The organism is Mesorhizobium sp. M0772, assembly GCF_040320135.1.
Lineage (GTDB): Bacteria > Pseudomonadota > Alphaproteobacteria > Rhizobiales > Rhizobiaceae > Mesorhizobium.
This window is the reverse complement of sequence record NZ_JAMYPB010000002.1, coordinates 69,027-95,345: the sequence shown is the minus strand read 5'-3', so window position 1 is coordinate 95,345 and position 26,319 is coordinate 69,027. Positions and strand designations below refer to the sequence as shown.

The following is a 26,319-nucleotide window of genomic DNA, read 5'->3' as shown; positions in this document are numbered from 1 at the left end:
GACTATCTCAGGCGAGGCGGCATTTTCCGCCTCGGGAGCCGGTATGCTGAGAGTGCAGAAGGTCAAGGTCGACGACATCTACGTGCCGACGGCGCGCAAGAAGACGCTTCATCCCGAAACGGTCCGGCACCTGGCCGAAGACATACTGGAAAACGGCATGAAGACGCCGATCCAGGTTCGCAATGACGGCAAGCGCCACATCCTGGTCGAGGGCCTGCACCGGCTGGAAGCCGCCAAATGGCTCGGCGAGACCGAGATCGACGCCTATCTGGTGCAGGCCAAGCGCCACTGAGGCGCGCGACCCGATCGACAACAGCCAAACCGGTCATTCCTCTGCAGATTTTTTCGCAGGGCATGTCGGCACGCGGCGTGCTCGCTCGTCCTTGGGGGGAACCGAGGAGACCGACATGTCCAGACCAATCTATTTCGCCATTCTTGCCTCGGTCGCTGCCTTGTTCGTAGCGCCCGGCCCAGCCAATGCAGAGGAGACCAAGCCCGCCATGACCACCGAAGCAACAGCCATGCCGAAGCCGGAAAAGTCCGGCCTGCTGCCGATCGACGGCCTGAATTACTACTATGCCGTCTACGGCAAGGGCGAACCGCTGCTTCTGCTGCATGGCGGCCTTGGCACGTCGGACATGTTCGCGCCGCTGCTGCCGAAGCTGGCGGAAAACCGCACCATCATTGCCGTTGACCTGCAGGGCCATGGCCGCACCGCGCTCGGCGAGCGACCCTTCAGCCTTGAGGGGATGGGCGACGACATGGCTGGTATCGTCAAGGCGCTCGGCTATGACAAGGTCGACGTGCTTGGCTATTCGCTGGGCGGCGGCGTCGCCTTCCGTATGGCCGTCCAGCATCCCGAGACGGTGCGCCGGCTGGTCCTGGTCTCGACCGGCTTCGCCGCCAATGGCTTCTATGACGAGATGCGCGGCCAGCAGGCGCAGGTGAGCGCGGCCGCCGCCGATTTCATGAAGGACACGCCGATGTACAAATCCTACGTCGCCGTCGCCCCACGTCCCGACGATTTCCCCAAACTGCTCGATGCGCTGGGCAATTTCATGCGCAAGGATTACGACTATTCCGCCGATGTGGCGAAGCTGAAGATGCCAGTTATGCTGGCCTATGGCGACAGCGACATGTACAAGCCCGAGCACGAGATCAGGTTCTACCAGATGATCGGCGGCGGGCTGAAGGATGCCGGCTGGATGCGTGAGAACCTGTCGCAGAACCGGCTGGCCATCATTCCCAATCGCACCCACTACGACGTATTCTTCGCACCGGAGCTGACGGCCGCGGCACTGCCCTTCCTCAATGGCGAAACCAAGGTGAAGACCTGGGACGAAGTCCTCAGCGAAACGAAATAGCTTGCCTGAAAATACATGCCGGCCGTCTCGAAGAGGCGGCCGGCTTTTTTGTGCCTGCGAAACCACGAAGCCCTGGCGCAGCCATTAGTCCTATCAGCGCAATCGATGGCGCCATCAGGGCTTTTCAATTGACCGAAAGGTACCTGTCGATATCATCAAGAGACCTTCAGTGTGATGGGTTCGAATGATGACGAAATACCAGGGCGGATGCCATTGCGGGGCAGTGCGCTACGGCACCGAGGCGGCGCCGCTCAACCAGCGCGTCTGCCACTGCCGGCGCTGCCAGAAGGTCATAGGCGCGGCGTTCAACGCCCGCCTTTTGTTTCGCATCGACGATGTCACGGTCGAGGGGCAGGTGGCGACGGTCAACACCTCTCCGGACCTCAAGCGCGGCTTTTGCGCCGCTTGCGGCACCACGCTGTTTTCCCGACGCGACTCCGCCGGCATCGTCGGCATCACCACCGGCTCGCTCGATGATCCCTCGCTGTTCAAGCCGGAAATGCATATGTGGACCGCCTCGAAGCAGCCCTGGCTGCAGCTAGATGACGGCCTGCCGCACCATGAAGGCGCGCCGCCTCCGAACTGACGCCGGCCTTACCGGAAATTAATCCCGAAACCACGACATAGCCGGCAAAGCGTCATTGGCGGGCCATGATTGCCTGCCTATCTGTCGTCTGCGGGCCGGTATCGAGGAGACGACCGATGAGCGACAGAATCAGCACCCTGGACGAGCTTTTGAGCGATCCGATGGTCCTCCTCGTGATGGAGCGTGACCGCGTGCGCCCCGAACAGGTTCGCCTGCTGCTCGAACGTGCCCGCCGCCCGGCCGCCGACGCCGTGCCACCGGCGCATGTGGTGGCGAAAAGCTGCATGCAGCAATGGCTGGGAAGGTAAGGGCTTCCCCTTCTCCCCTTGTGGGAGAAGGTGGCCGAGCGAAGCTCGGTCGGATGAGGGGTGTTCCAGGGAACGCCAACGCCTCACTCCGCTGGAACACCCCTCATCCGTCTCGGCGCTACGCGCCGATCCACCTTCTCCCACAGGGGGAGAAGACAAGAGGGCCAATTCCTAACAACTTGATTCAAACTTTGTTGGTAATTTCTCGTTAGTAATCGAGGCCGGTTTGTCCGGCGGCGTCTGTTTGCCTTCGGTCTGTTGTGTTTTGCGTACAGGTCCAGATGCGGATTTCAGGCGTCGTCAGTTTCATGTTGGCATCGCTGTGGCTTGCCGGCTGTTCGTCCACAGCGGGCGTCGATGGCTTGCAGCCGTCGAACGAGACGACCAGTTCGGTCGTGCGTCCGAGCGCGCCGGTCACAGCGGCTCCGGCGGAGACCGCCGACCTCGCGCCGATGCGGTCCGACATGGTGGCCGACAACGCTGTGGCCGACAATGCGCCGCCCTTTTCCATGGTCGAGGAAGAAGAGGCCATCGTCGCGGGCACGCCGCAGGGGAGCACCAGACCACAGCTCGAGCCCGCCGCTCTGATGTCTGCGCCGAAGCGGTTGACGCGCGCGGCGCCGGCCATGCTGGCCACGCCGGTCACCCGCTACGGTTTTCGCGACGCCAAGCCGATCAATTTCGGCAAGGCTTCGCCACGCTACCTTGCCGTCCACGGCGTCGACGTCTCGCGCTGGCAGGGCAATGTCAACTGGGGCAAGCTGCGCGCCCAGGGCGCCAACTTCGCCTATATCAAGGCGACCGATGGCGGCGACCATCTCGACCCGATGTTCATGAAGAACTGGCGCAATGCCGACGCCGCCGGGCTGAAGCGCGGCGCCTATCATTTCTTCTACTGGTGCCGCACCGCGGGCGAGCAGGCCGACTGGTTCATCCGCAATGTGCCGAGGGTCGAAGGCGCGCTGCCACCGGTAATCGATGTCGAGTGGAACGGCGAATCTTCCTGCAAGCGGCGGCCGTCGCGGGCCACCGTGCTGGAAAAGATGAAGGTGTTCATGGACAAGCTGGAGCGCCATTACGGCCAGCGGCCCATCATCTACACCGCACCGGATTTCTATCGCGACAATCTCAAGGGTGCGTTTCTCGATTATCCGTTCTGGCTGCGCGCCGTGGCGCGGCATCCCTCAAAAGTCTATCCCGGCCGCAAATGGCTGTTCTGGCAGTACTCCGGCTCCGGCCTGTCGCACGGCGTGACCGGCCGCATCGACCTCAACGTCTTCCATGGCGACGAGCGCGCCTGGCGGGCATGGGCAGGCGGGCAGACGACCGTCGCCGACGCCGACTGAACGTCAGGCCGGTGCCGGTGCGCCTGCGCTGCCTGCCGCTGCGCCTTGGGTTGAATTTTCAGCGTCTCGCTAACGATCCGCTCACTGTGTCCTTTAGCGGTATCGCAACAGCCTTCCGGTAACGTGCCCGTGATCGGGTTTTCGGAGGGATCCATGCGCAATCCAGTTGTGGCTGTCGCACTTGCCGCCGCCGTCGGCTACGGGTTTTTCAGTTCGCTCGGCCACATGCCGGGCGGAGGTGGCGCTTCGCTGGCGGAGTCGAAGCAGAACGTCGTGTCCTATTCCACCGAGGACAAGGCGATGCAGGCCGCCAAGGACAGCGGCCGCTCGACCCTCAAGCGCTTCCACGAACTGATGGACGCCGGCACGCCGGGCACCTACACGGTAAAATTCCCGCTGACCCAGAACGGCGCCACCGAGCATATCTGGCTGCAGCTGGTGGGCTACAGCGAAGGCTCCTATATCGGCCTGCTTGCTGACGTGCCGGTCAATGGCAACAAGTACAAGATGGGCGACAGGATGACGGTAACCGAGGCCGACGTCGAGGACTGGATGATCAAGAACGGCAAGGTGATCTACGGCGGCTACACCACGCGCCAGGCGCTTGCGGATATGCCGAAGGAGCAGGTTGCAAAGTACGGGTTGACCTTCAAGGACTGAGGGTTGAGGCGCGGGCGAGTTTTATCGCGGGCCTAGAGGGCTGTCGCGCTTTTCGCGTTCGCGTATCTCTGCCGTCTGCGCCAGCACCCAGTCGCGAAACACCTTGATTTTGGGCGCGTTGCGGCGGCTCTCCAGATGCACCAGCCAATAGCCGTCGCCGTCCGATCCAAGCACGCCGAATGGCTGTATCAACTGGCCCTTTTCCAACAGGGCGCTGTAAAGGTTTTTGGTCAGGATCGCGGCGCCCTTGTCGGTCAGCGCCGCCATCGCATCATAGGCCTGCGTACCCAGTTTCGGGCCAGCGATGACGCGATCGGGCTCGAACGGCACGCCGGCAGCCTTGAACCAGATTTCCCACCAGGGATCGTCGGCACAGCATAGCGGCAGTTGGTAGAGATCCTCGGGGCGGTGGATGCCGCCGACGCTTTCGGCGAGTCTCGGGCTGAGCATCGGCGTATAGTCCGCCTTGAACAGATAGTGAGCCGTCAGGCCCGGCCAATTTCCACTGCCGGTGCGAATGCCGACATCCATGTCGCCGCGCGTGAAATCGACCAGCCCGTGCGATGTATTCACCTTCACGGCAAGGTCGGGATGCATCAGCTGGAATGTTCCAAGCCATACGGCCAGCCAGTTCGATGCGAAGGTTTCCATGGTCGTCACCGACAGCACGCCGGTCGCTCCACCCTTGGTGGCGACCCATGCGTCGGCCAGGGTCGAGAACGCGCCTGTTGCGTGCGGCGCCAGCTGCTGTCCGGCCTCGGTCAGCGCGATCTGCCTTGTTTTTCTTATGAAAAGCGGCGTTCCGGCACGTTCTTCCAGCACCTTTATCTGATAGCTGGCAGCTGATTGGGTCATGCCGAGTTCTTCGGCTGCCTTGGTGAAACTGCCCAGCCGGGCCGCGGCTTCAAAGACCCTGATGGCTCCTAATGGTGGCAGTTCCCAGCTCATGACGCATCAATCCCGCTGATGCATACTACGCGACGTTCGATTGGAAACCAAGCCCGGAAAACGGCATGCTGCATTCATCGGATCAAACCCTGGAGGATACGGCAATGACCACCACCATCGCTCTCTACAACACGCTTCGCCGCCCGGTGCTCGACCTCTTCACCGCGCCGTTCAGGCCTCGCAAGCGCGGCCTGCTCGACCGCCGCTCGCTGTCGGATCATTTCCTCAGGGATATCGGTATGCTTGACGGACGCGTGCCTCCCGGCACCATTGGCTAAGCAAGCTCTTTGACCATGGGGGAAAGATGACTGTGCCATCCGAGGATCTGGCGAAGAGCCGCCAAACGATCAACGCCTATGAGGACTATGCCGAACGCTACGACGCTCTGGTGCGGCACGTTCCGAACCAAAGAGAACAGAAATGGCTGAAGCGCCTGGTGAAGATCGCCGGCAAAGGCGGCCGGATTCTGGAAGTCGGTTCGGGACCCGGATACGATGCGGACTTCGTCGAAGGGCTCGGTGTCCAGGTTCGGCGCACAGACGCAACGAAGCGGTTTCTCGAGTTGCAGGCCGCACGCGGCAAGCATGGTGAGTTTCTCGATCTCATCACCGACGATCTCGGAGGCCCCTACGACGCGGTGCTGGCCTTGTGCGTCCTGATCCACGTGCCGCGCGAGCAGGCCGACCAGGTGCTTGCCAAGATTGCCGGGTCGTTGCGGCCGGGCGGCGCCTTCCTCGTCTCGATGCGCATTGGCGATGGCGAGAAGAGCGGCGAATATCATACGGTCTACTGGCGCAGGGACGACTTCGCGGCCCGCCTCGAAAACGCCGGGCTGGTCCTTGTCGGAGACGAATTCAACGTCGGCCGCGATCGCGAAGAGTGGACCACCTTTCTGGCTGTGAGGCCGTCATGACGCGCCGCGGACTGTTTTTGTTCGTGCTGCTCAGCCTCCTGTGGGGCATTCCCTATTTGTTGATCAAGCTGGCGGTTGCCGAGGTGTCGGTGCCCTTCCTGGTCTTTGCCCGAACAGCCGTCGGCGCGCTCGCGCTGCTGCCCTTCGTCCTTGTCCAGCGCAGTTTCGGATGGCTGAAGACACATTGGCGGGCGGTCGCCGCATTCTGTCTGGTCGAGATGATCCTGCCATGGGGGCTGATCACCCATGGCGAAGTCAGCATCGACAGTTCCACCGCCGGACTGCTGATTGCCATGACGCCGGCCGTAACCGTCGCGCTCTCAAAGCTGATGGGCTCGGATGAGCGGCTGGGGATACGCCGCTGGACCGGCCTTTTCCTCGGTTTTGCCGGTGTCTTCGTGCTGGCGCTGCCGACCTTGGGTGGCGGATTTCTCGCGGTCGTCGAGATTCTCATGGCCGCGGCCTGCTATGCCTCGGGTTCGATCATCGCGTCGCGCTGGCTGAACGATGTGCCGGCAACCTCGCTGACGGCAGTCTGTCTGGCAGGGGCCGCGCTGATCTACGCCGTGCCGGCGGCGTTGGCCTGGCCGGCGGCCATGCCGTCGACAATGGTGGTTGGCGCAATCCTCGGTCTTGGCGTGTTTTGCACGGCGATTGCCTTCGCCACCTACTTCTTGCTGGTGCGGGAGATCGGCCCCGAACGGGCGGTCGTCATAACCTATGTGGCGCCCGCCGTCTCCGTGGCAGCCGGCGTGCTCGTGCTTTCGGAGCCGCTCGATATCGGCATTGTCGCGGCCTTCGCGCTCATCCTGTGCGGATCATATCTCGGCACGTGGCGCGCTCCGCCAGAACCGTCCGTGTCCGCGACCTCGGCAAGTTGACCGGCGGCCGCCAGCCGCCGTCAGAAATAAGGTCGCAGGTTCTCGCGAATGCGGTCCAGCACCGTCTTTCCCGAGATATCGGCGGTGAAGGTCTTGCCGGTGATGGTCTCAAAGGCCTGCGTATAGACACGCGACGTCTGCTCGATGAGTTCGGCGGGGATTTTCGGAATACGGTCCTTGTAGGGATCGCAGCGCGCGGTTACCCAGGCGCGAATAAAGTCCTTGTCGAAGCTTTGCGGCCGCTCGCCTGCCTTGAAGCGCTCCTCATAGCTTGCCGCAAGCCAGTAGCGGCTGCTATCGGGCGTATGGATTTCATCGGCAAGGATGATGGTGCCATCCTTGTCCGTGCCGAACTCGTATTTGGTGTCGACCAGGATCAGGCCGCGCTTGGCGGCCAGCGCCTTGCCGCGCGCAAACAGCGCCAGCGCATAGCGCGAGACTGTGTCCCATTGCTCTTCCGACAACAGGCCGCGCGTCAAAATCTCGTCGCGCGTCAAGGGCTCGTCATGACCGCCATCGAGCGCCTTGCTGGTCGGTGTGATGATGGCCTGCGGCAGCTTCTCATTGTCGCGCAGTCCGTCCGGCAGGCGGATGCCGTACATATCGCGTTCGCCGTTCTTGTATTTCGTCAGCACCGAAGTGCTGGTGGTGCCGGCGAGATAGTCGCGAACAACGATTTCCACCGGCAGAATGTCGAGCCTGGTGCCGACAACGACATTGGGGTCGGGATAATCGAGCACATGGTTTTGGCAGATGTCCGCCGTTTCCTCGAACCAGTAGCGCGCCGTCTGCGTCAGCAGCTCTCCCTTGAGCGGTATTGCGGTCAGGATCACATCGAAGGCGCTCAGCCGGTCGGTGGCGATGATGATGCGGCGGCCATCCGGCAGATCGTAATTCTCGCGGACCTTGCCTTTGTAGTGGTTCGGGAGTTCCGGAATGAAGGCATCCGAGAGAACGCGCAGTGCTGTCATCCTGGTCTCATGGCTCCTAACAGTTTGGGCGACTCTTAACAAAGTTGAGGGGGCTTCGATACCCGAGGAAGGGCGGTTCGTCCTTTGCGAATAATCAAGACATTGCCTTCGCCGTGCTATCTATTTGCAGCTTCCGGCACTCCTGGGGGACGCGGTGGACGTAGAGCTCAAATTTCTGATTGTCGGATTTGCCTGCGCGATCGCGGGCGGTCTGTCGTTCATCACCTTCGTCAAATGGCGCGAGGTGCAGGCGATGAGCCACTGGCTGCCGGCGCCGGGCAAGATCATCTCGTCGCGCGTCGAGGCGCGCGAAGTCAGAAGGTCGGGCGTCGGCTCGGACAGCAGCGACACCACCGAGATGCGCAATTTTCCGGCGGTCACCTTCGAATACAAGGTCGGTAAAAAGAAATTTCAAAGCTCGCGCTACAGCGTGAAGGAGAATCTGGGGAATTTCGAAGTCACCGAAACCTTGGCGCAGTTTCCCACCGGCGCTGAAGTGACCGTCTTCTACAATCCGGCCGATCCGGGCAAGGCCGTGATCGAACGCACCCTGCCGGACGGCGCCTTCAAGTTCATGGTCAAGCTCTCGGCCGGGCTGGTGATCGGCACGGTGGTGCTGGTGTTTTCGCTCGGTGGCGTGCTGGAGGCGATCCGGCCGCACCTGCCCAAGCCGCAGAACCTCGGCGCCGGAGCGCTGCTGCTGTTCATGGGCCTGATGATCCTGCGCATGGCCTTCGTCCAGAAGTCGCTTGCCGAGCAGGCGGCAAAATGGCCGGTCGCCCCCGGCCGCATTGACTCCTCGGGCCTGCAGACGCTGCGAAACTACAGCAGCCATCGACGCTGGAGCACCGTCTTCAAATCCCGCATCGTGTACAGCTACGGCGTCGCAGGCCAGCACTACACCTCAGACCGCGTCACCTTCGGCGCCACGGTCACCGCTTCAATGCCCCGCCTCGTCAGCGGCCAGGCGCGCAGCTATGCCGAGGGCGGCAAGGTCGACGTGCATTACGACCCAGCCAACCCCGCCTCGGCAGTGCTCGAATGCCGGGTGCGCGGGCTTTGGCTGCTGTGGGTCTGTTCGGCCGCGTTTCTGGGCGGCGCGGCTTGGCTGGTCGGTTTTATCTGAGGCGCCACTTTCATGACGAGACATCCAATGATCGTTCGCAGGCTGGCCGTCGTTTGCCTGGCTCTGCTCGGCGCCGTGCAGGCAGCGAGCGCAAGAGAGTGTCTGCTCAGCCACGCCACCTATCGCGAGCCGCGTTCGGGCGCGGTGTTGCAATTCCGGCCGCTGAACAATGAGCCGGCGGCACTGACGGCCGAAGTGTTTTCGGTGACCGTCCCCAACACCGACACGCGCTTGCCGGCCGACATCACCTGGACCAATGGCAAAAATTCGTTTCCGCTCGGCACCATCCGCTATGCCTGCACCGACGACGACCGCGAAGCGGGGCTGGAGGATGGCAGCGGTCGCTGCCGGATATGGATGGGCCAGGTCTATGCCTTGACCGGAGGCGGCGCCGAGCAGCTGAATTCGCGCGAAGCGACACCGGCGCCGAAAGGGCTGTTGCTGCCCGATTTCGGCGCGGCCTTCACCGAATTTGCCGATTCGCCAATGCCAATCCGGACGGCTCGGCCTGGGACGCCTTCACTTTGACAGGATGCAGCGATGAATAACGCCATGAGACTGATTGTCTGGATCTGCACGCTGTTTGCCTCGGCTACGATATCAGCCGCAGCGCGGGCGGACGAGCTGGCGCCATCGCGCCCGCCGATCGACAAATGCGTCTGGGAGAAACTGGCCGACAAGACGGTCGGTTTGGCCGCCTGGGTGCAGCGCTGCGATTTCGGTTTTCGCCAGATCCACTTCGAATTCGTCGGCAACGCGCTCGCCATCAAATACAGCGATGGCGGCGCGCCCGATCCGCTGGTCGAGGTGTTCGACATCAAATCAGGCGAAACCGCCGAGGCCGCGGTGTTGCGCCTGTTGCTGGAAAAGACCGACAAATCAGTCAGCGCCCGCTGCGTGCTGACGCCCTACACCGAGGGCACCGTGCCCGCCGGCGTCAAACGCTACACATTCAGCCCCGATGCTGCCTATGCGAAAGAGCTGAAGGCGCTAGCCAATGACGAAGTTCCCGAGCCGCCCTGCGGCGACTGGGGCGAAATGCCGGACGGCATCCAGTATTTCGAGGTACCGGCGGGGCGGAAGGTGCTGTTCGTACGGGCGGGGCAGGACGAGCCGTTGTTTGATGAGCAGACGCTGCGGGTGGTGTCGGCGGGGTAGGTGCTGAGATCCTGATCGCAGGATCTGTCTTATGCTTCGACGTATTCCGCGAGGCTGACGCCTTTCGGCACGTCCAGCCCATCGGCACGCAAGCCTTCGATGTGAAAGCGTATAGCGTCGCGAACTTCGGTTTCCACTTCTGGCACGGTCGCACCGGTCGCGATGCAGCCGGGTAAGTCCGGCACATAGGCAGAGAAATTGTTTCCTGTTTTTTCGATCACTACCGCGTAACGCATTGCCCACTCACAGATCGGTTTGATCGATCAGCCTACTCAGGCCTTTCTTCGATTGTATGGAGACTGGTTTGTGGGCTTTAGGGACACCCCTTCCTCAGAAGCCTTCGATTGCACCGCTCCCGGTGTACGGCCAAGCTTTAGGCCGATAATGCGTGTAGGGGTGTTATCTTTCGCCAAAACCTTAAGCTGCTTAATCTCTGCCGGTTGCCATATCTTCCCTGAATTGCGTTCTGTCTTCGGTGTCTTAGCCATTTTATGACCTTTATTTGCGTTGCTGCTTTGTTCTACAAGGGTCTTACGTGCAAGGCAATCTGTCTTGCACGTAACGATTTAGTTTCTCGCAGCTAATTTAAGAATATCCCGTCACTCTGCATGCGGCACTCGCAGGCGTTCCTGCAGAGGGGTTTGGTATCTGGAGCAGTATTGCCCTATAGCCGCGCAGCAGCGGCGGATGCCGTCCATGCGGCGTAAATATCTATGCGTTGAGTGAGCCGCGCTGTGATTGCTTGCCGTTAAAAAATAACGAGAGTTGACCGAGGGGGTCCGGAGTCCGTTCCAACGAAGCTCTTTTTGGGAGTTCGGAAATTACAGCTTTGATCCAATTGCCATCGTTGGACGCAACGGTTTCATTTTTTCGTACTTTAAGCCGACTCAAGTGTCGACTAATTCTAATGGCCTGCTTCTCAGTCAATTTATATGACTTCCGAATTTCGTTTGCTGATTTATATTTTTTGCAAAAGGAATACGGATAAAGGAAGCAAAGAGCAAAAGCTGTTGCTTGCCATTCGGCGCTATTAGGTAGGGGGGTATTTCTGACGCTGTCGCTATATACTGCGTCAGCGTTATTCAGGCCAAGCGCCGCATACCTGTGATGTAGAAACAGGTGCCCAACCTCATGGAGGAGAACTTCCATAGCGAACGCCGACTTATTTGCGGCGGCCTCATAGATGCTCTCGGATACAACGATCCCCAGCGGATCTTCAGAAATGAAGGCGCGCCGCGAGCCCATCGTTACATCGTCTTCTATGAAGAGATAAAGCCCCGGAAAAATCTTAGGTAAATCGATTTCCAGATATCGAATTATATCCAGTTCTCCTTCGCCAGGCCCAAACGCGGACGTCCGAATTGTCTCTGCCAAACGATTGATTTGGTGGAGAGAGGCTCCTTTGGCGACATAGACGTTTTTCATCGCACATCACCGTATCGTGGCTGCGAAACGCGCGTAAGCCTGTAAGTCGGGTCTTGGGCCGCAAGTGCTGCTTCAACCTCTTCAAGATCTAAGCCGAGAACTCCCATCGCCAGCACGACATAGTGCGCAGGGGGTATCTTTTGGCCACTCTCCATAAGAGAAATATCGCGGGGACTTGTATTTACCAGTTTTGCCATTTCAGGTCGGGTCATTGTCATGGCTGTACGCCCTTCGGTACATAGCTGTCCAAAGGGCGTAAGCTGGTAGTGGTCATTCGACGCCACAACTTTTGTTGTAGCCATTTCGGTGCTCCTTCTCAGCTGCACCCGCTCGTAGAACCGCAGGTGTCGCACTTCTCGCAGGTCCCGTTCCGCACCATTGTGAAGTTGTGGCATTCCGAGCATTCGTTGCCGGTATAGCCCTGCATCAATGATTGCTGACGCCGCGTAGAGGCAAGTGCCTTTGCCTCGGCCGCTTCTTTCGCTGCTTCGTCGGTGAACAGCCCGGTTGGGTCGGCTGCCTCTTCGTAAACGATGTCTTCGACCAATTCCTTGGCCCGCTCCTCATAGTCGCGCTTGTAGGCGATGGCTTCGTCGCTTGCTGGTTTCAGCGCTAGCACGTTGGAGCCCGAGAATGCAGTTGGAGTGACACGGGCAGGGGCCGCAGCGGGTGATCCGGCAAAGCCCTTGGGGTCGCCACCTAAGCCCGTCACCAACTTCACTGGTGACGCGCCGCGGGTAAGGCCCTTCGAGAACGGCGTCGCCTTGCCTTCGTTGATACCGCGTCCGAGCGCCGTCTTGTCGAAATCCGACTGGTCGACATGGGCGAGGTCGTGGCGGCCGAGGTAGGACACGGCGAGTTCGCGGAACACGTAGTCGAGGATCGACGTCGCATTCTTGATCGCGTCGTTGCCCTGCACCATGCCGGCCGGCTCGAATTTGGTGAAGGTGAAGGCCTCGACAAATTCCTCGAGCGGCACGCCATATTGCAAGCCAAGCGAGATGGCGATGGCGAAGTTGTTCATCATCGCCCGGAAAGCGGCGCCTTCTTTGTGCATGTCGATGAAGATCTCGCCGATGCGGCCGTCGTCGAATTCGCCCGTGCGCAGGTAGACCTTGTGGCCGCCGACGACTGCCTTCTGGGTGTAGCCCTTGCGGCGATTCGGCAGTTTTTCACGATCGCGGTAGAGGCGTTCGATGACGCGCTCGACGATCTTCTCGGTGACCTGCACGGCACGCTGTGAAGCGGGCGCCGCGATCAACTGCTCGACCGCATCGTCCTCGTCGTCCTCGCTGTCGGCGAGCAGCGACGAATTGAGCGGCTGCGACAGCTTCGAGCCGTCGCGATAGAGCGCGTTGGCCTTCAGCGCCAGCTTCCACGACAGCATGTAGGCGCCCTTGGCGTCTTCCACCGTCGCATCGTTGGGCATGTTGATGGTCTTGGAGATGGCGCCGGAGATGAAAGGCTGTGCCGCCGCCATCATCTGGATGTGGCTGTTGATGGACAGCGAGCGCTTGCCGATCTTGCCGCACGGGCTGGCGCAGTCGAACACCGCGAGATGCTCGGCCTTGAGGAAGGGCGCGCCTTCCAGCGTCATCGCACCGCAGACATGGATGTTGGCGGCTTCGATGTCCTTCCTGGAGAAGCCGAGCGCCGGCAGCATCTCGAACGAGAAGTCGTTGAGCTGCTCATCGGTGAAGCCGAACGTCTCCTTCACCCAGTCGGCGCCGAGCGTCCACTGGTTGAAGACGAACTTGATGTCGAAGGCCGACTTCAGTGCTGCATTGAGCGCCGCGATCTTGTCGTCGGTGAAGCCCTTCGCCTTGAGCGAGCCGGGGTTGACCGCCGGCGCCTGGTTCATGTTGCCGTGACCGACCGCATAGGCCTCGATCTCGGCGATCTGGCTTTCTGAGTAACCCAGTGTGCGCAGCGCTTCCGGCACGGCGCGGTTGATGATCTTGAAATAGCCGCCGCCGGCAAGCTTCTTGAACTTCACCAGCGCGAAGTCGGGCTCGATGCCGGTGGTATCGCAATCCATAACCAGGCCGATCGTGCCGGTCGGCGCAATCACGGTCGCCTGCGCATTGCGGTAGCCATGCTCTTCGCCGAGTTCGATGGCGCGGTCCCAGGCAGCCTTGGCGTGCGTGGCCAATTCCTGCTGCTTCAGGTCGGACGCGACCAGCGGCACCGGATTGACGGCGAGCTTCTCGTAGCCCTGTTTCTCGCCATAGGCGGCACGGCGATGGTTGCGCATGACGCGCAGCATGTTCTGCGCATTGCGGTCGTAATCGGCGAAGGCGCCGAGCTCGCCGGCCATCTCGGCCGAGGTGGCATAGGCAATGCCGGTCATGATGGCGGTGAGTGCGGCGCAGATGGCGCGGCCCTCGTCGGAGTCATAGGGAATGCCCGACGTCATCAAGAGGCCGCCAATATTGGCGTAGCCGAGGCCAAGCGTGCGGTATTCGTACGACTGCTTGGCGATCTCCTTCGACGGGAACTGCGCCATCATCACCGAGATTTCCAGAACGACGGTCCACAGCCGCACCGTGTGCTCGTAGGCGGCGATGTCGATGGTGCCGTCGGCATTGCGGTAGGGCAGGAGGTTAATCGAGGCCAGGTTGCAGGCCGTGTCGTCGAGGAACATGTATTCCGAGCACGGGTTCGAGGCCCGGATCGCACCGGCCGAAGCGCAGGTGTGCCAGTCGTTCATCGTCGTGTTGAAATGCAGGCCCGGATCGGCCGAAGCCCAGGCGGCGTAGCCGATCTTTTCCCAGAGGTCGCGTGCCTTCAGCGTCTTCAACACCTTGCCATCCTTGCGGGCGGTCAGGTGCCAGTCGGCATCGTCCTCGACGGCGCGCAGGAAATTGTCCTTCAGCGACACCGAATTGTTGGAGTTCTGGCCGGAGACGGTGAGGTAGGCGTCGGAATCCCAATCGGTGTCGTAGGTCTTGAACGACATCGAGGTGTAGCCCTGCTTGGCGAACTGGATGACGCGGTAGATGTAGTTCTCGGGCACGGCCGACTTCTTGGCCGCCTTGATCTCGCGCTTCAGCGCGGAGTTGAGCGCCGGGTCGAAACAGTCGTCATCATGGCCTTCGCAATTGATGCAGGCCTTCATGATCGCTTCGAGATGTTTTTTCACGATCTTGGAGCCGGTGACCAGCGACGCCACCTTCTGCTCTTCATTGACTTTCCAGTCGATGAATTCCTCGATATCGGGATGGTCGGCGTCGACAATGACCATCTTGGCTGCACGACGCGTGGTGCCGCCCGACTTGATGGCGCCCGCCGCGCGGTCGCCGATCTTGAGGAAGCTCATCAGGCCGGACGAACGGCCGCCGCCCGACAGCTTTTCGCCTTCGCCGCGCAGCATGGAGAAATTGGAGCCGGTGCCCGAGCCGTATTTGAACAGGCGCGCTTCGCGCACCCACAGGTCCATGATGCCGCCTTCGTTGACGAGATCGTCCTGCACGCCCTGGATGAAACAGGCATGCGGCTGCGGATGCTCGTAGGAGGACTTCGACTTGGTCAGCTTGCCGGTAAACGGGTCGACATAATAGTGGCCCTGGCTCGGACCATCGATGCCGTAGGCCCAGTGCAGGCCGGTGTTGAACCATTGCGGCGAGTTCGGCGCAACGCGCTGGGTGGCGAGCATATAGGCGAGTTCGTCGCGGAAGGCGCTCGCGTCTTCTTCCGACTTGAAGTAGCCGCCCTTGTAGCCCCAATAGGTCCAGGTGCCGGCCAGCCGGTCGAAGACCTGGCGGGCGTCGATTTCGGAACCGTAGCGCTCGGCTTCCGGCAGCTTGGCAAGCTCGGCCTCGTCGGCGACGGAGCGCCACAGGAAGGAGGGGACGTCGTTCTCCTCGACCTTCTTCAGGCGCGCGGGCACGCCGGCCTTGCGGAAATACTTCTGCGCCAGGATGTCGGCGGCAACCTGCGAGAACTGCGCCGGCACATCGATATTGTCCAAGCGGAACACCACCGAGCCGTCCGGATTCTTGATCTCCGAAAGCGCCTTGCGGAATTCGATCTCCGCGTAAGCTGATTGGCCTGGCTTGGTGAAACGACGCTCGATGCGCATTGGTCCGGTCCCTTTTGTCTATATATAGCGCTTTTCCCCGGGGATTTCTGCCCCCAATGCGAAACGCGCATGTCCGCCGTCTGCCGGCGTTCGAAAACACCGGCTCTCCTTGTGGCAGTCTTCGTCGCCTTGCTGGTCGAGCTTCTTACGAAGCCGCTGTTCCAACTCTGCGCCGAACCCTGCGGGGTCCCTCAAAACTGAATTTTTCCTCGATTCCCTCGACCGAGGGAAATTCACACTATCTAGCGTCGAACCTGCCTGCAAACACTAAATATAGTGTTAACAGACAATTTATTCCAGTCCGACAAATCTCCCTTTTCGCTCCCGAAGCCCCCACGATCCAACGCTTCCGCCAGCCTCGTAAACAGGCGGAAATCATGGCCAAAACGCACAAAATCCGGGAAAAATGACCGGGCTCGAAACTCTCCGGTCGCGCCCTCAACAAGAGCACATGGCACATAAAAGGCGACTCGGTTTGCGTCGTCAAGGATTCGTTTGCGTAGCTTTTGTGACCCCAACATCTTGTGTGTCACATATGTGGATAACGGGGACAAAAAGCGGCTGAGGGAAGCCCGATTCTGCCGGCGTGGACCGCTGGTGAGCGGTTCACCCGAGACAGGCCCGGCCGGATTCTGGCTCACAGCCTTTTCATTTTAGCTGGCGTGCATTATGTCTTTGGCGTCGCGCGGGGGCGCGTCTTGTCAATTCCAAGAGCATCCGTTACGCCCCGCCCATGACAGTTACCGTCCGTTTTGCCCCCTCACCAACCGGCCGCATTCATATCGGCAATGCCCGCACCGCCTTGTTCAACTGGCTGTTTGCCATGAACAACAAGGGCCGTTTCATCCAGCGCTTCGACGACACAGACATTGCCCGCTCGAGGCAGGAATTTTCCGACGCCATCCTCTACGACCTGCACTGGCTGGGGATTTTTCCCGACGCCACCGAATACCAGTCGCGGCGCTTCGAAACTTACGACGCGGCGGTGGAGCGGCTGCAGAGAGCCGGCGTTGTCTATCCCTGCTACGAGACCCCCGAAGAACTCGACCTGCGCCGCAAGGTGCGCCGCACGCGCGGCCTGCCGCCGGTCTATGGCCGCGAGGCGCTGGCGCTTTCGCAGCAGCAGATCGCCGAATACCGCTCCGATGGCCGCCGGCCGCACTGGCGCTTTCTGCTGCCGAATTTCAGCAGCGATCCGCTGCAGCCCGAACGCACCGAAATCCACTGGAACGATCTGGTGCGCGGCGAGGAAACCGTCGATCTGGCCTCACTGTCCGATCCGGTGCTGCGGCGCGAGGACGGCACTTATCTCTACACGCTGCCTTCGGTCGTCGACGATATCGAGATGGGGGTCAGTCATGTTATCCGCGGCGACGACCACGTCACCAACACCGGCGTGCAGATCGCGCTGTTCAAGGCATTGGGCGCCGAGCCGCCTGTCTTCGGCCACCACAATCTCTTGACCACGGCCTCGGGCGAGGGCCTGTCGAAGCGCAGCGGTGCGCTGTCGATCGAAAGCCTGCGCGAGGAGGGCATCGAACCGATGGCTGTGGCTTCGCTGGCCGTCCTTGTCGGCACCTCGGAAAATGTCGCGGCGGTGCATGACATGCCGGCACTGGCCGCGCGCTTCGATCCCGCCGCCACGTCGAAATCGGCGGCCAAATTCGACCCGGACGAGCTGTTCGTGCTCAATCGTGCGCTCATGCACCACATGCCGTTTTCCGAGGCGCGGGATCGGCTGATCGTGCTCGGCATCTCCGGCGACAAGGCCGAGCCGTTCTGGCTGGCGGTGCGCGGCAATCTCGACCGGCTGAGCGACGCGGTCGGCTGGTGGCGCATCCTTGCCGACGGCCCGCAGCCCGCGCCGGAATTTTCCGACGAGGATCGCGACTTCCTGCAGCAGGCCTTCGACCTGTTGCCGGAAGAGCCGTGGACCGGTACGGTCTGGAAAGACTGGACGGCCAGGATCAGGGAAGCCAGCGGCCGCAAGGGCAAGGCGCTGTTCATGCCGCTGAGACTGGCGCTTACCGGACTTGCTTCCGGGCCGGAGCTTGCAGATCTATTGCCGCTGCTGGGTCGGGAAGGAACGTTGGCCCGACGACCCTGACCTTGCGCTGGTCCGGCGGGATCAGCGACACTGGCGACACCACCGGTTTGACGGCAAGGCGCTTGATGGCAGCGCGGTCGAGCCCGCCCTGCATATTGGCCAGCGTCTCCGGATCCGCGCCCGGATCGGGTTTGGCCGCCGGCACCGGAATGAATGGCGTTGTCTCGGTATCAGGCTGCGATTGCTCGGGCGGTGGCGGGTTGCCGCCGATGATCTCGAAATTTCCGGCCTGCGCATTGCAGCCACAAGCCAGCGGCCGCGACATGTTGGGCTGTTTGTAGAGATAGGCGGTCGGCAACTCGCTGTAGGGCCTGCCGGTCACCGACGACGTCATGTTGGCCGAATCGTCTTCCATGCCGCGCGAATAGAACACCTGCATTTCGGTGCCGGGGCAGCTCGATTCGCAATTCTTCTGGTCGCGCTCGAAATCGCCGAGCGAAGCCGAGTTCGACATCGGGAAGAAATAGCCGTCGCAGGTGCGCACGCAGCTCGTATGGAACTCGCCGCCGACCGTCGGGAAATCCGGCACGCCGGGCTGATTGAGCACCCGGCGCACATTGCGCTCCTCGCCGGGATCATCGGGCTGATCGAGCGTGTCGATCTGCCGGTTGCCGCCGAAAAGCTGGTCGAACAGATTGCCGTCGTCGGGTTCGCGGCTGGCTTCCTGCAGCGGCTCCCGGCGCGGCGCGGGCTCGTCACGGCAGCCATTGGCGTCGAGCGCGGCCAGGATGCGGCCGCGGTCGCGCCGCAAGCCGCCGCCGGCAAGCTGCGCGCGCTTGGCTTGCAACGCATCGAGATTGGCGTTCATGCGATCGATGCTGTTGTTCAGCGCAGCACATTGGCTGACATTGCGCGAAAACAGCGAAAACCCGCAATTCGCATCGCTCGCACGACCGCGCACCTTTGATAGCTGTTCGAACTGGCGGGAGATGGCCTTGTCATACTTCCGCACCATGCTGGAATTGCCGCCGCCATTCGATGAAGAAGCAAGCTCGGCTTCCAGTTGACGGCAAACGCGGGAGGCGGCCTGCGGTTCAGTGGTGGCGACGGCCGAAAGCACAAGCGCGCCGAGCAGCGCAGCCAGATGCTTCAGCCTCCATCGTCCGCCCGTCATTGCCCGAACCCCGCTTGCCTGCCTGTCTACCGGATTCGCGGTTAACCGTTCCCTCAATCTACAACCAAAGATGGTCTTAGCCCATAGACGCGTTGCAGGAGGGGTTTGGATAGCGGCAACTGTGCGGTCTCACCGCTGCATGAAAAAGGCGCAATCGCCCCGGAATATCCCACGATCCAGCAATGCCCCGGGAGCTGGCATGATCGCGATTAGCCGCCGAACTGCGCTGCAGTTCGGTCTGTTGTGCCTGGCGGCGCCCGCCGCCCGGGCGCAGGGAAATCCAGCCGCTCCGGACTGGCGCAGCAAATTGGTCGAAGCCGCGCGTGAGCAGATTGGCGTCACCACCTTATACGACCCGGCCTATGTCCGCCTCGACTATCCCGGCGGCGATGTCGCGCCGGATCGAGGCGTGTGCACGGACGTCATCGTGCGCGCCTATCGCCGCGCCTTCGAGCTCGACCTGCAGAAGCTGGTGCATGAGGATATGGCGGCCAATTTCGCCGCCTATCCCAAGACCTGGGGTCTGAAAGCGACCGATCGAAACATCGACCACCGACGGGTCGGCAATCTTGCCGCATTTTTCGGGCGCAACGGAGTTTCCTTGCCCGCCAGCGAGTATCCTCCCGACTTTCAGCCGGGCGATATCGTCACCCAGATGCTGCCCGGCAACATGCCGCACATCGTCATCGTCTCATCCGAACGCTCGGCGGACGTGCCGGAACGAGCGCTGGTCATCCACAATATCGGGTCGGGCGCCCGCGAGGAGGACACGCTGTTCGCCTTCAAGCAGACCGGGCATTACCGCTTCGCGCCTGCGTGAGAAACTCAGCCGAAATGAACCACCGCCTGCGCCTTGTGCGCCGCCTCGACCACCGCCAGCGCCGTCATATTGACGACGCCGCGCGACGTCACCGACGGCGTTAAAATATGCGCCGGCTTGTCGGTGCCAAGCAGGATCGGACCGACATGCAGCGCGTCCATCATCGTGCGCAGCGCGGTCAGCGTGATGTTGGCGGAGTCGAGGTTGGGGAACACCAGGAGATTGGCTTCGCCCTTCAGCCGCGAATGCGGATAGACGCGCTGGCGCAGATGCTCCGATAGGGCTGAATCGGCATGCATCTCGCCGTCGCATTGCAGGTCGGGCGCAACGCGCGCCAGGATCGCCGCCGCCTGCCGCATCTTCAGCGCGCTGGGAGAATCGCGCGAGCCGAAATCCGAATGCGACAGCAGCGCCGCCTTCGGCTCGATGCCGAAGCGCTGGATTTCCTCGGCCGCCAGAATGGTCATTTCGGCGATCTCCTCGGCCGTCGGGTCGACCGAGACATGGGTGTCGGTGAGGAAGATGATGCCGCGTTGCGAGATCAGCATCGACAGCGTCGACAGGTCGCGGTCCTTGACGCCTGCGCGTGGTCCGATGACCAGCGTCACATTGCGCAGATGCCGCTCGAAACGGCCCTCGAGGCCGCAGATCATGGCGTCGGCATCGCCGCGCTTCAGCGCCAGTGCCGCAATCACCGTATTGTCGGTGCGCACCATGGTGCGCGCGGCCTCCGTCGTCACGCCGCGCCGGCCGGCAAGCTCGATCAACAGGTCGACATAATGGCGGTAGCGCGGATCGTCCTCAGGGTTGATCAGGCCGAAATCGACGCCCGGCTTGATACGCAGGCCGTAGCGCTTCAGCCTGACCTCGATGACATGCGGGCGGCCGATCAGGATCGGCTCGGCAATGCCTTCCTCCAGCACCACCTGGGCTGCGCGCAACACGCGCTCATCCTCGCCGTCGGCATAGATGACGCGCTTGGCGGTCGACGCCTTGGCCGACGAAAACACCGGCTTCATCACCAGGCCGGAGCGGAAGACGAAGCGGTTGAGCTGGTCGATATAGGCGGCGAAGTCGGTGATCGGCCTTGTCGCGACGCCGGTGTCGCAGGCAGCCTTGGCCACCGCCGGCGCGATGCGCAGGATCAGGCGGGGGTCGAAGGGCGAGGGGATCAGGAAGTCGGGTCCGAAGATCGGCGTCTCGCCGGAATAGGCACGGGCGGCGACGTCGGATGGTTCCTCGCGGGCAAGGGCAGCAATCGCCCGGACCGCGGCCATCTTCATCTCCTCGTTGATGGCGCTGGCGCCGCAGTCCAGCGCACCGCGGAAGATGTAAGGAAAACAAAGCACGTTGTTGACCTGATTGGGAAAATCGGAACGGCCGGTGCAGATCATCGCGTCGGGACGGGCGGCGCGCGCGACCTCCGGCATGATCTCGGGATTGGGGTTGGCCAGCGCCAGGATCAACGGCTTAGGCGCCATATGATCAAGCAATTCCGGCTTCAGCACGCCGGCGGCCGACAGGCCGAGAAAAACGTCGGCGCCAGGGATCACATCGGCCAGCGTGCGCGCCTCGGTGTCCTTCACATAGGGGTCTTTCCAGCGATCCATCTCGTCGGTGCGGCCCTTGTAGGCGACGCCGAAGCGGTCGGTGACCCAGATATTCTCTACCTTGGCGCCAAGCGAGACCAACAGGTTGAGGCAGGCGAGCGCTGCCGCACCGGCGCCTGAGGTGACGATCTTGATGTCGGAAATGGTCTTGCCGGCGAATTCCAGCCCGTTGAGCACGGCGGCGGCGACGATGATGGCGGTGCCATGCTGGTCGTCATGGAAGACGGGAATGCCCATGCGGGCCTTCAACTGCGCCTCGACCTCGAAGCATTCGGGCGCCTTGATGTCCTCGAGATTGATGCCGCCGAAAGTCGGCTCCAGCGCCGAGATCGTCTCGACCATGCGCTCTATGCCCGGCGCGTCGATCTCGATGTCGAAGACGTCGATGCCGGCGAATTTCTTGAACAGCACCGCCTTGCCTTCCATCACCGGCTTGGAGGCGAGCGGGCCGATATTGCCGAGCCCGAGCACGGCCGAGCCGTTGGAGACGACGCCGACCAGATTGGCGCGCGCTGTATAATCGGCCGCGGTTGCCGGATTGTCGCGGATTTCGAGGCAGGGCGCGGCAACACCCGGCGAATAGGCCAGCGCCAGATCGCGCTGGTTGCCGAGCGGCTTGGTTGCCTGAATCTCGAGCTTTCCCGGCCTTGGATGCTTGTGGAAGTAGAGGGCGGCTTCGTCGAGGTCCGAACGTGCCGTTTTCTTGTTCTCGCCTTCCATGCGGCCGCTCCCTCAAACCTGCTTTGCAGCCTTTTAGCACGCAAAAATGGTTTTTCGCGACGCCAAATAACGCAAGGGCGGCTAAAACAACCGGGGCCGAAAAGACCGAATTATTTCAAACGGTTGCGCGGAAATCCTGCTGAGGATGCACTGAGCCCTTCAGAACGCGCTGACATAGAGGCCGCCATCGACCGGGATGTTCTGGCCGGTGAGATAACCGGCATGGGCCGAGCACAGAAAGGCGCAGATCTGGCCGAACTCTTCCGGCGTGCCGAGCCGCTTGGCCGGAACGTCGGCGCTGATGCGGGTCTTGCGCGCTGCGGCCGCTGCCGGGTCTTCCATCGTGCCGGCCTCATGCGGGCCGCGCAGCCGGTCGGTGTCGAGCTTGCCCGGCAGCAGGCTGTTGATGGTGACGTTGCGGTCGATCACCGTGCGCGCCACGCCGGCCAGGAACGAGGTCAGCCCGGCTCGCGCGCCGGACGACAGATCGAGGCCGGGAATCGGGACGTAGACCGACAGCGAGGTGATGTTGACGATGCGGCCGAAGCCGCGCATGGCCATGCCGTCGATGACGGCCTGCACCAGTTCGATCGGCGTCACCATGTTCTGCGTCACGCCTTCGAGGATCTTTGCGCGGTCGAGTTCGCGGAAATCGCGCAAGGGCGGGCCGCCATTGTTGTTGACCAGGATATCCGGGTCGGGGCAGGCGGCCAGGATTGCCTTCTGCACCTCGGGTTTCGAGACGTCGCCGACGATCTCGGTCACCTTCACGCCGTAGCGTTCGCGCAGTTCGGCTGCGGTTTTTGCCAGCAGCTCGGCATTGCGGCCGTTGACGACGAGATCGCAGCCGGCCTCGGCCAGCGCCATGGCGCAGCCGCGGCCCAGCCCCTTGCTCGATGCGCAGACGATGGCCTTCTTGCCCTTGATGCCGAGATCCATGACGATTTTCTCCTGTGATTGGCGCGGCACGCTAGCCCTTTGGCTGGCCCAATCGCAACCGTCATACGGTTGTTGCATGAATCGGGGCATAGCCTGCGCGAAAGCAACGGTGACGATCTGATGTCCGGTACAGAAACCCGCACTTTCCGCAGCATGTTCATATCCGACCTGCATCTCGGATCGAAGGCGGCCAAGGCCGAGTTCCTGATCGATTTCCTGCGGTATCACGACGCCGATATCATCTATCTCGTCGGTGATATCGTCGACGGCTGGCGGCTGCGGCGCAGCTGGCATTGGCCGCAGAGTCACAATGACGTCGTCCAGAAACTGCTGCGCAAGGCGCGCAAGGGCACCTCGATCACCTATATCGCCGGTAATCACGACGAATTCGCGCGTCAGTTCCAAGGCGTGCATTTCGGCGGCATCGTCGTTGCCGACCGCGCCATCCACGAAACCGCCGATGGCAGGCGCCTGCTGGTCATCCACGGCGACCAGTTCGATACCGTCGTCCACAATGCACGCTGGCTGGCCTACCTCGGCGACTACGCCTATGACGCCGCGATGGTGGTCAACCGCGTGGTGACGAGGCTCCGCCATATGCTCGGCCTTCCCTACTGGTCGTTCTCGTCCTGGGCCAAGGTCAAGGTCAAGAAGGCGGTGAACTTCATCGGTTCGTTCCAGACGGTGCTGACCGAGGAGGCCCGCCGCTCGCATGTCGACGGCGTCATCTGCGGCCACATCCATCACGCCGCGATCGAGACTTATGAGGATGTGCAGTACATCAACACCGGCGACTGGGTGGAGAGCTGCACGGCGGTGGTCGAACATTTCGACGGCAAGATGGAGATCATCCACTGGGCGCTGGTGCTGCCCGAAGCACCGGACGAGCCGTTCATCCCCTTGCTGATCGAAGACAGGGTCGTCGAAGCGGCATAACCCTCCTGTTAATCGAACGGTCCAGGCAGTTTCGGACCGCTTTCGCGCATGTTAAGGGATCGATCTGCGTTGCAGCCCTTTGTGCAGCGTAATTGGATCGATTCATGTCGCTGCCGCCGCTCTCGCCTGAACAACTCGTCAAGCCGCGCCATTTCGAACTGCGCATGAGCCTGATCTTCGCGACATTGTTCGTGTCGCTGGGAACGCATGTGCCTTATTTCCCGCTGTGGCTGCATGCCCAGGGTTTCCACGCCGAGCAGATCGCCATCATCCTGGCGGCGCCGATGTTCCTGCGCGTGGTGACGACGCCGCTGCTGACCGCGCTGGCGGACCGGGCGAAGGACAGGGCCGATGTCTATATTGCGCTGGTGGCCGCGACGATGGTGCTTTCCGCCGGCTATTTCCTCACTCCCACCTATGCGGCGGTGCTTGCCGTATCGCTGGCGCTGACGGTGGTGTGGACGCCGCATTCGCCGATCGCCGATTCGCTCGCGCTGTCGGGCGTGCGCCGCTTCGGCTCGAACTACACCGCGATGCGCAAATGGGGCTCGATCTCCTATCTCTGCGCCAACGTGGCAGGCGGCTTTATCCTGGCCTGGACGAGCCCGCAGGCCGTGCCGGTAATCATCTTTGCGGCATTGTCTGCCGCGCTCGTCGCCGGATTGCTGGCGCCGCGGCTTGGCCGCCCGCGCCGGGCTTCGCCGCTTTCGGCCGCCGACATCCAGCATCAGGCGCCGAGCCTTCTCAATCCGTATTTCCTGTATTTCACCCTCGGCGTCGGCATCATCACCGCCAGCCATGCCTTCCTCTACGGCTTTGTCTCCATCTACTGGAAATCGGTCGGCATCAGCGATTCCGTCGTTGGCCTGCTGTGGGCCTGGGGCGTGGTGGCCGAGGTCTGCATGTTCGTGTTTTTCAACCGTATTTTTGCCTCTGTCTCGGTCGTCAAGGTGATGCTGATCGCCGGCGTCGGCTCCATCGTGCGCTGGATCGCCTTTCCGCTGATCTGGCCACTCGGGCTTGGCGTCGCCGGTTTCTTCGGCGTCCAGACCCTGCATTCGGTGTCGGTGGCGATGGTGTTGATCGGCCTGCAGAAGATGATCGGCGAAACGGTTTCGGAAGAGCGCACGGGTGCGGCGCAAGGCATTGCCTATTTCTTCAACGGCTTCTTCATGGCGGCGGTGACGCTGGCGTCCGGCCCGCTTTACGAGCGCTACGGCGTCGACGGCTTCCTGGCGATGATCCCGATCGCCATCATCGGCCTGGCGCTGATCGGGCTCGCCGCGCGTTCAGCCCCACAGCATCCTGTCAGGCGGTGACACCAGCGACCCCTGGTAGACGAGCCCGGGCTGGCGGTCGCGGGCAAGCAGCAGCGGGCCATCGAGGTCGACGAACTCGGCGCCCTGTGCAAGCAACACAGCCGGCGCCATCGCCAGCGACGTGCCGACCATGCAGCCGACCATCACGCCGAATCCCAGCTCCCGGGCGCGGTTGCGAAGGGTAAGGGCGGCGGTCAGACCGCCGGATTTATCGAGCTTGATGTTGACGGCGTCATAGAGGCCGACAAGCGCTTCGAGGTCCTTCGCCTCGTGGACGCTTTCGTCTGCGCAGATCGGCAGCGGATGCGCGATGTGGCGCAGGATGGCATCATGGCCGGCGGGAAGCGGCTGTTCGATCAGGGCTATCCCATGTTCGGCGGCGAAAGCGAGATTCTCGATGATGTTGGCATCGGTCCAGCCTTCATTGGCGTCGAGGATGATGCGGCTGTCGGGCGCCGCTTCGGTCACGGCGCGGATGCGGGCCAAGTCGTTGTCGCCGCCGATCTTGACCTTGAGCAGCGGCCGCCCGGCATTGGCGCGGGCTTGCGCCGCCATCGCCTCCGGCTCGCCCAGCGACAGCGTGTAGGCCGTCACCAGCGCCGACAAGGGCACAGCGTGGATGGCGTCTGCGACCGCAACGCCGCTGATCTTGGCCTCCAGGTCCCACAAGGCGCAATCGATGGCGTTGCGGGCAGCACCCGCCGGCATCGCATCGAGCAGGTCCTTGCGGCTGATGCCGCCTTCTATCTGCCGGCGCATGGCCTCGGTGGCGTCGCGCACCCCCTCCATGGTCTCGCCATAGCGCTTGTAGGGGACGCATTCGCCCCATCCGCGATTGTCCCCATCGCTGATCGTGCAGGTAATGACTTCGGCTTCGGTCTTCGACCCGCGCGAGATGGTGAAGGTGCCGGCAATGGGAAAACGCTCGGCCTCAACCGAAATGACACGCGCCATAATTTTCTGCTCCGGCTATGCGACAACGCGTCG

General features: G+C 62.1%; 26 protein-coding genes. 16 read left to right on the top strand and 10 right to left on the bottom strand.

The annotated features are described in order from the left end of the window. The first annotated feature begins 43 nt into the window (after positions 1-43). The 6 genes from NKI06_RS01885 (at position 44) to NKI06_RS01860 (ending at position 4,264) form a co-directional block, all read left to right on the top strand. A complete protein-coding gene (locus NKI06_RS01885) occupies positions 44-292 on the top strand; it encodes a ParB N-terminal domain-containing protein (RefSeq protein WP_023694150.1) in 249 nt (82 codons plus the stop codon). Between the two features lie 115 nt (positions 293-407). Beyond that, positions 408-1,364 (top strand): alpha/beta fold hydrolase, encoded by a 957-nt coding sequence (locus NKI06_RS01880; RefSeq protein WP_352444721.1) that lies wholly within the window; start codon positions 408-410, stop codon positions 1,362-1,364. A 187-nt stretch (positions 1,365-1,551) separates the two neighbouring features. Further along, positions 1,552-1,950: a GFA family protein gene (locus NKI06_RS01875; RefSeq protein WP_023743108.1), complete on the top strand. Its 399-nt coding sequence runs from the start codon at positions 1,552-1,554 to the stop codon at positions 1,948-1,950. A gap of 116 nt (positions 1,951-2,066) precedes the next feature. Next, positions 2,067-2,258: a hypothetical protein gene (locus NKI06_RS01870; RefSeq protein WP_023669058.1), complete on the top strand. Its 192-nt coding sequence runs from the start codon at positions 2,067-2,069 to the stop codon at positions 2,256-2,258. A gap of 281 nt (positions 2,259-2,539) precedes the next feature. Further along, on the top strand, positions 2,540-3,604 hold the full coding sequence (locus NKI06_RS01865; RefSeq protein ID WP_352983729.1) for a glycoside hydrolase family 25 protein: 1,065 nt from the start codon (positions 2,540-2,542) through the stop codon (positions 3,602-3,604). 153 nt (positions 3,605-3,757) lie between these two features. Continuing rightward, entirely contained in the window at positions 3,758-4,264 is a 507-nt protein-coding gene (locus NKI06_RS01860; RefSeq protein WP_352983726.1) for a DUF2314 domain-containing protein, read from the top strand. Between the two features lie 21 nt (positions 4,265-4,285). Here NKI06_RS01860 and NKI06_RS01855 read toward each other — a convergent pair whose 3' ends face one another. Beyond that, entirely contained in the window at positions 4,286-5,212 is a 927-nt protein-coding gene (locus NKI06_RS01855) for a LysR family transcriptional regulator (protein WP_352983723.1), read from the bottom strand. Positions 5,213-5,316: 104 nt separating this feature from the next. On the opposite strand from NKI06_RS01855, the gene NKI06_RS01850 reads away from it, so the two are divergent. The 3 genes from NKI06_RS01850 to NKI06_RS01840 are packed head-to-tail and all read left to right on the top strand — an operon-like array spanning position 5,317 to position 7,006. Next, entirely contained in the window at positions 5,317-5,490 is a 174-nt protein-coding gene (locus NKI06_RS01850) for a hypothetical protein (RefSeq protein ID WP_023669054.1), read from the top strand. 26 nt (positions 5,491-5,516) lie between these two features. Beyond that, positions 5,517-6,125 carry a class I SAM-dependent DNA methyltransferase gene (locus tag NKI06_RS01845; protein WP_023669053.1) on the top strand — a complete coding sequence of 203 codons (609 nt, stop codon included), beginning with the start codon at positions 5,517-5,519 and terminating at the stop codon, positions 6,123-6,125. Then, entirely contained in the window at positions 6,122-7,006 is an 885-nt protein-coding gene (locus tag NKI06_RS01840; RefSeq protein ID WP_352983720.1) for a DMT family transporter, read from the top strand. Before NKI06_RS01845 ends, NKI06_RS01840 begins: the two co-directional genes overlap by 4 nt. Before the next feature lie 20 nt (positions 7,007-7,026). On the opposite strand, the gene NKI06_RS01835 is transcribed toward NKI06_RS01840, so the two are convergent. After that, entirely contained in the window at positions 7,027-7,968 is a 942-nt protein-coding gene (locus NKI06_RS01835; protein WP_023700826.1) for a phosphoribosylaminoimidazolesuccinocarboxamide synthase, read from the bottom strand. A gap of 163 nt (positions 7,969-8,131) precedes the next feature. Between NKI06_RS01835 and NKI06_RS01830 the strand changes: the two genes are divergently transcribed. From NKI06_RS01830 to NKI06_RS01820, 3 genes are read left to right on the top strand one after another with little or no spacing between them, the layout of a single operon-like run. Further along, complete coding sequence (locus NKI06_RS01830; RefSeq protein WP_023697602.1) at positions 8,132-9,103, top strand: DUF3592 domain-containing protein; 972 nt, start codon at positions 8,132-8,134, stop codon at positions 9,101-9,103. 27 nt (positions 9,104-9,130) lie between these two features. Next, the gene (locus NKI06_RS01825; RefSeq protein ID WP_352983719.1) at positions 9,131-9,631 is read left to right on the top strand and encodes a hypothetical protein; all 501 of its coding nucleotides are present in this window, start codon (positions 9,131-9,133) and stop codon (positions 9,629-9,631) included. Positions 9,632-9,655: 24 nt separating this feature from the next. Next, positions 9,656-10,261, top strand: coding sequence for a hypothetical protein (locus tag NKI06_RS01820; protein ID WP_245261989.1), 606 nt, complete (start codon positions 9,656-9,658; stop codon positions 10,259-10,261). A gap of 29 nt (positions 10,262-10,290) precedes the next feature. Here the strand turns inward: NKI06_RS01820 and NKI06_RS01815 are convergent, their stop codons facing one another. The 4 genes from NKI06_RS01815 to NKI06_RS01800 all read right to left on the bottom strand — a co-directional run bounded on the left by NKI06_RS01815 (position 10,291) and on the right by NKI06_RS01800 (position 15,767). Continuing rightward, positions 10,291-10,497 carry a type II toxin-antitoxin system HicB family antitoxin gene (locus tag NKI06_RS01815; RefSeq protein WP_023816570.1) on the bottom strand — a complete coding sequence of 69 codons (207 nt, stop codon included), beginning with the start codon at positions 10,495-10,497 and terminating at the stop codon, positions 10,291-10,293. Between the two features lie 475 nt (positions 10,498-10,972). Then, the gene (locus tag NKI06_RS01810; RefSeq protein ID WP_155929802.1) at positions 10,973-11,686 is read right to left on the bottom strand and encodes an ImmA/IrrE family metallo-endopeptidase; all 714 of its coding nucleotides are present in this window, start codon (positions 11,684-11,686) and stop codon (positions 10,973-10,975) included. Continuing rightward, positions 11,683-11,988 (bottom strand): helix-turn-helix domain-containing protein, encoded by a 306-nt coding sequence (locus tag NKI06_RS01805; RefSeq protein WP_155929804.1) that lies wholly within the window; start codon positions 11,986-11,988, stop codon positions 11,683-11,685. The genes NKI06_RS01810 and NKI06_RS01805 overlap by 4 nt, the downstream gene beginning before the upstream one ends. A gap of 14 nt (positions 11,989-12,002) precedes the next feature. Then, the gene (locus tag NKI06_RS01800; RefSeq protein ID WP_352650012.1) at positions 12,003-15,767 is read right to left on the bottom strand and encodes a vitamin B12-dependent ribonucleotide reductase; all 3,765 of its coding nucleotides are present in this window, start codon (positions 15,765-15,767) and stop codon (positions 12,003-12,005) included. 733 nt (positions 15,768-16,500) lie between these two features. On the opposite strand from NKI06_RS01800, the gene gltX reads away from it, so the two are divergent. Beyond that, positions 16,501-17,874 carry a glutamate--tRNA ligase gene (gene gltX / locus NKI06_RS01795; protein ID WP_023690149.1) on the top strand — a complete coding sequence of 458 codons (1,374 nt, stop codon included), beginning with the start codon at positions 16,501-16,503 and terminating at the stop codon, positions 17,872-17,874. On the opposite strand, the gene NKI06_RS01790 is transcribed toward gltX, so the two are convergent. After that, positions 17,792-18,988: a DUF2865 domain-containing protein gene (locus NKI06_RS01790; RefSeq protein ID WP_352650009.1), complete on the bottom strand. Its 1,197-nt coding sequence runs from the start codon at positions 18,986-18,988 to the stop codon at positions 17,792-17,794. The two genes, gltX and NKI06_RS01790, sit on opposite strands and share 83 nt — an antisense overlap. Before the next feature lie 199 nt (positions 18,989-19,187). On the opposite strand from NKI06_RS01790, the gene NKI06_RS01785 reads away from it, so the two are divergent. Next, the gene (locus NKI06_RS01785) at positions 19,188-19,808 is read left to right on the top strand and encodes a DUF1287 domain-containing protein (RefSeq protein ID WP_352983716.1); all 621 of its coding nucleotides are present in this window, start codon (positions 19,188-19,190) and stop codon (positions 19,806-19,808) included. A 5-nt stretch (positions 19,809-19,813) separates the two neighbouring features. Here NKI06_RS01785 and NKI06_RS01780 read toward each other — a convergent pair whose 3' ends face one another. Both NKI06_RS01780 and NKI06_RS01775 read right to left on the bottom strand, forming a co-directional pair. Then, positions 19,814-22,138 carry an NADP-dependent malic enzyme gene (locus NKI06_RS01780; protein ID WP_023684938.1) on the bottom strand — a complete coding sequence of 775 codons (2,325 nt, stop codon included), beginning with the start codon at positions 22,136-22,138 and terminating at the stop codon, positions 19,814-19,816. A gap of 159 nt (positions 22,139-22,297) precedes the next feature. Beyond that, positions 22,298-23,077, bottom strand: coding sequence for an SDR family oxidoreductase (locus NKI06_RS01775; RefSeq protein ID WP_352983714.1), 780 nt, complete (start codon positions 23,075-23,077; stop codon positions 22,298-22,300). Positions 23,078-23,197: 120 nt separating this feature from the next. On the opposite strand from NKI06_RS01775, the gene NKI06_RS01770 reads away from it, so the two are divergent. Then, positions 23,198-24,013, top strand: a complete 816-nt coding sequence (locus NKI06_RS01770) for a UDP-2,3-diacylglucosamine diphosphatase (protein WP_352512644.1) — start codon at positions 23,198-23,200, stop codon at positions 24,011-24,013. Between the two features lie 104 nt (positions 24,014-24,117). Then, on the top strand, positions 24,118-25,332 hold the full coding sequence (locus tag NKI06_RS01765) for an MFS transporter (protein WP_023715970.1): 1,215 nt from the start codon (positions 24,118-24,120) through the stop codon (positions 25,330-25,332). Here the strand turns inward: NKI06_RS01765 and dgcA are convergent. Next, on the bottom strand, positions 25,303-26,286 hold the full coding sequence (gene dgcA / locus NKI06_RS01760) for an N-acetyl-D-Glu racemase DgcA (protein ID WP_352983711.1): 984 nt from the start codon (positions 26,284-26,286) through the stop codon (positions 25,303-25,305). The genes NKI06_RS01765 and dgcA overlap by 30 nt on opposite strands. Positions 26,287-26,319 lie beyond the last annotated feature (33 nt).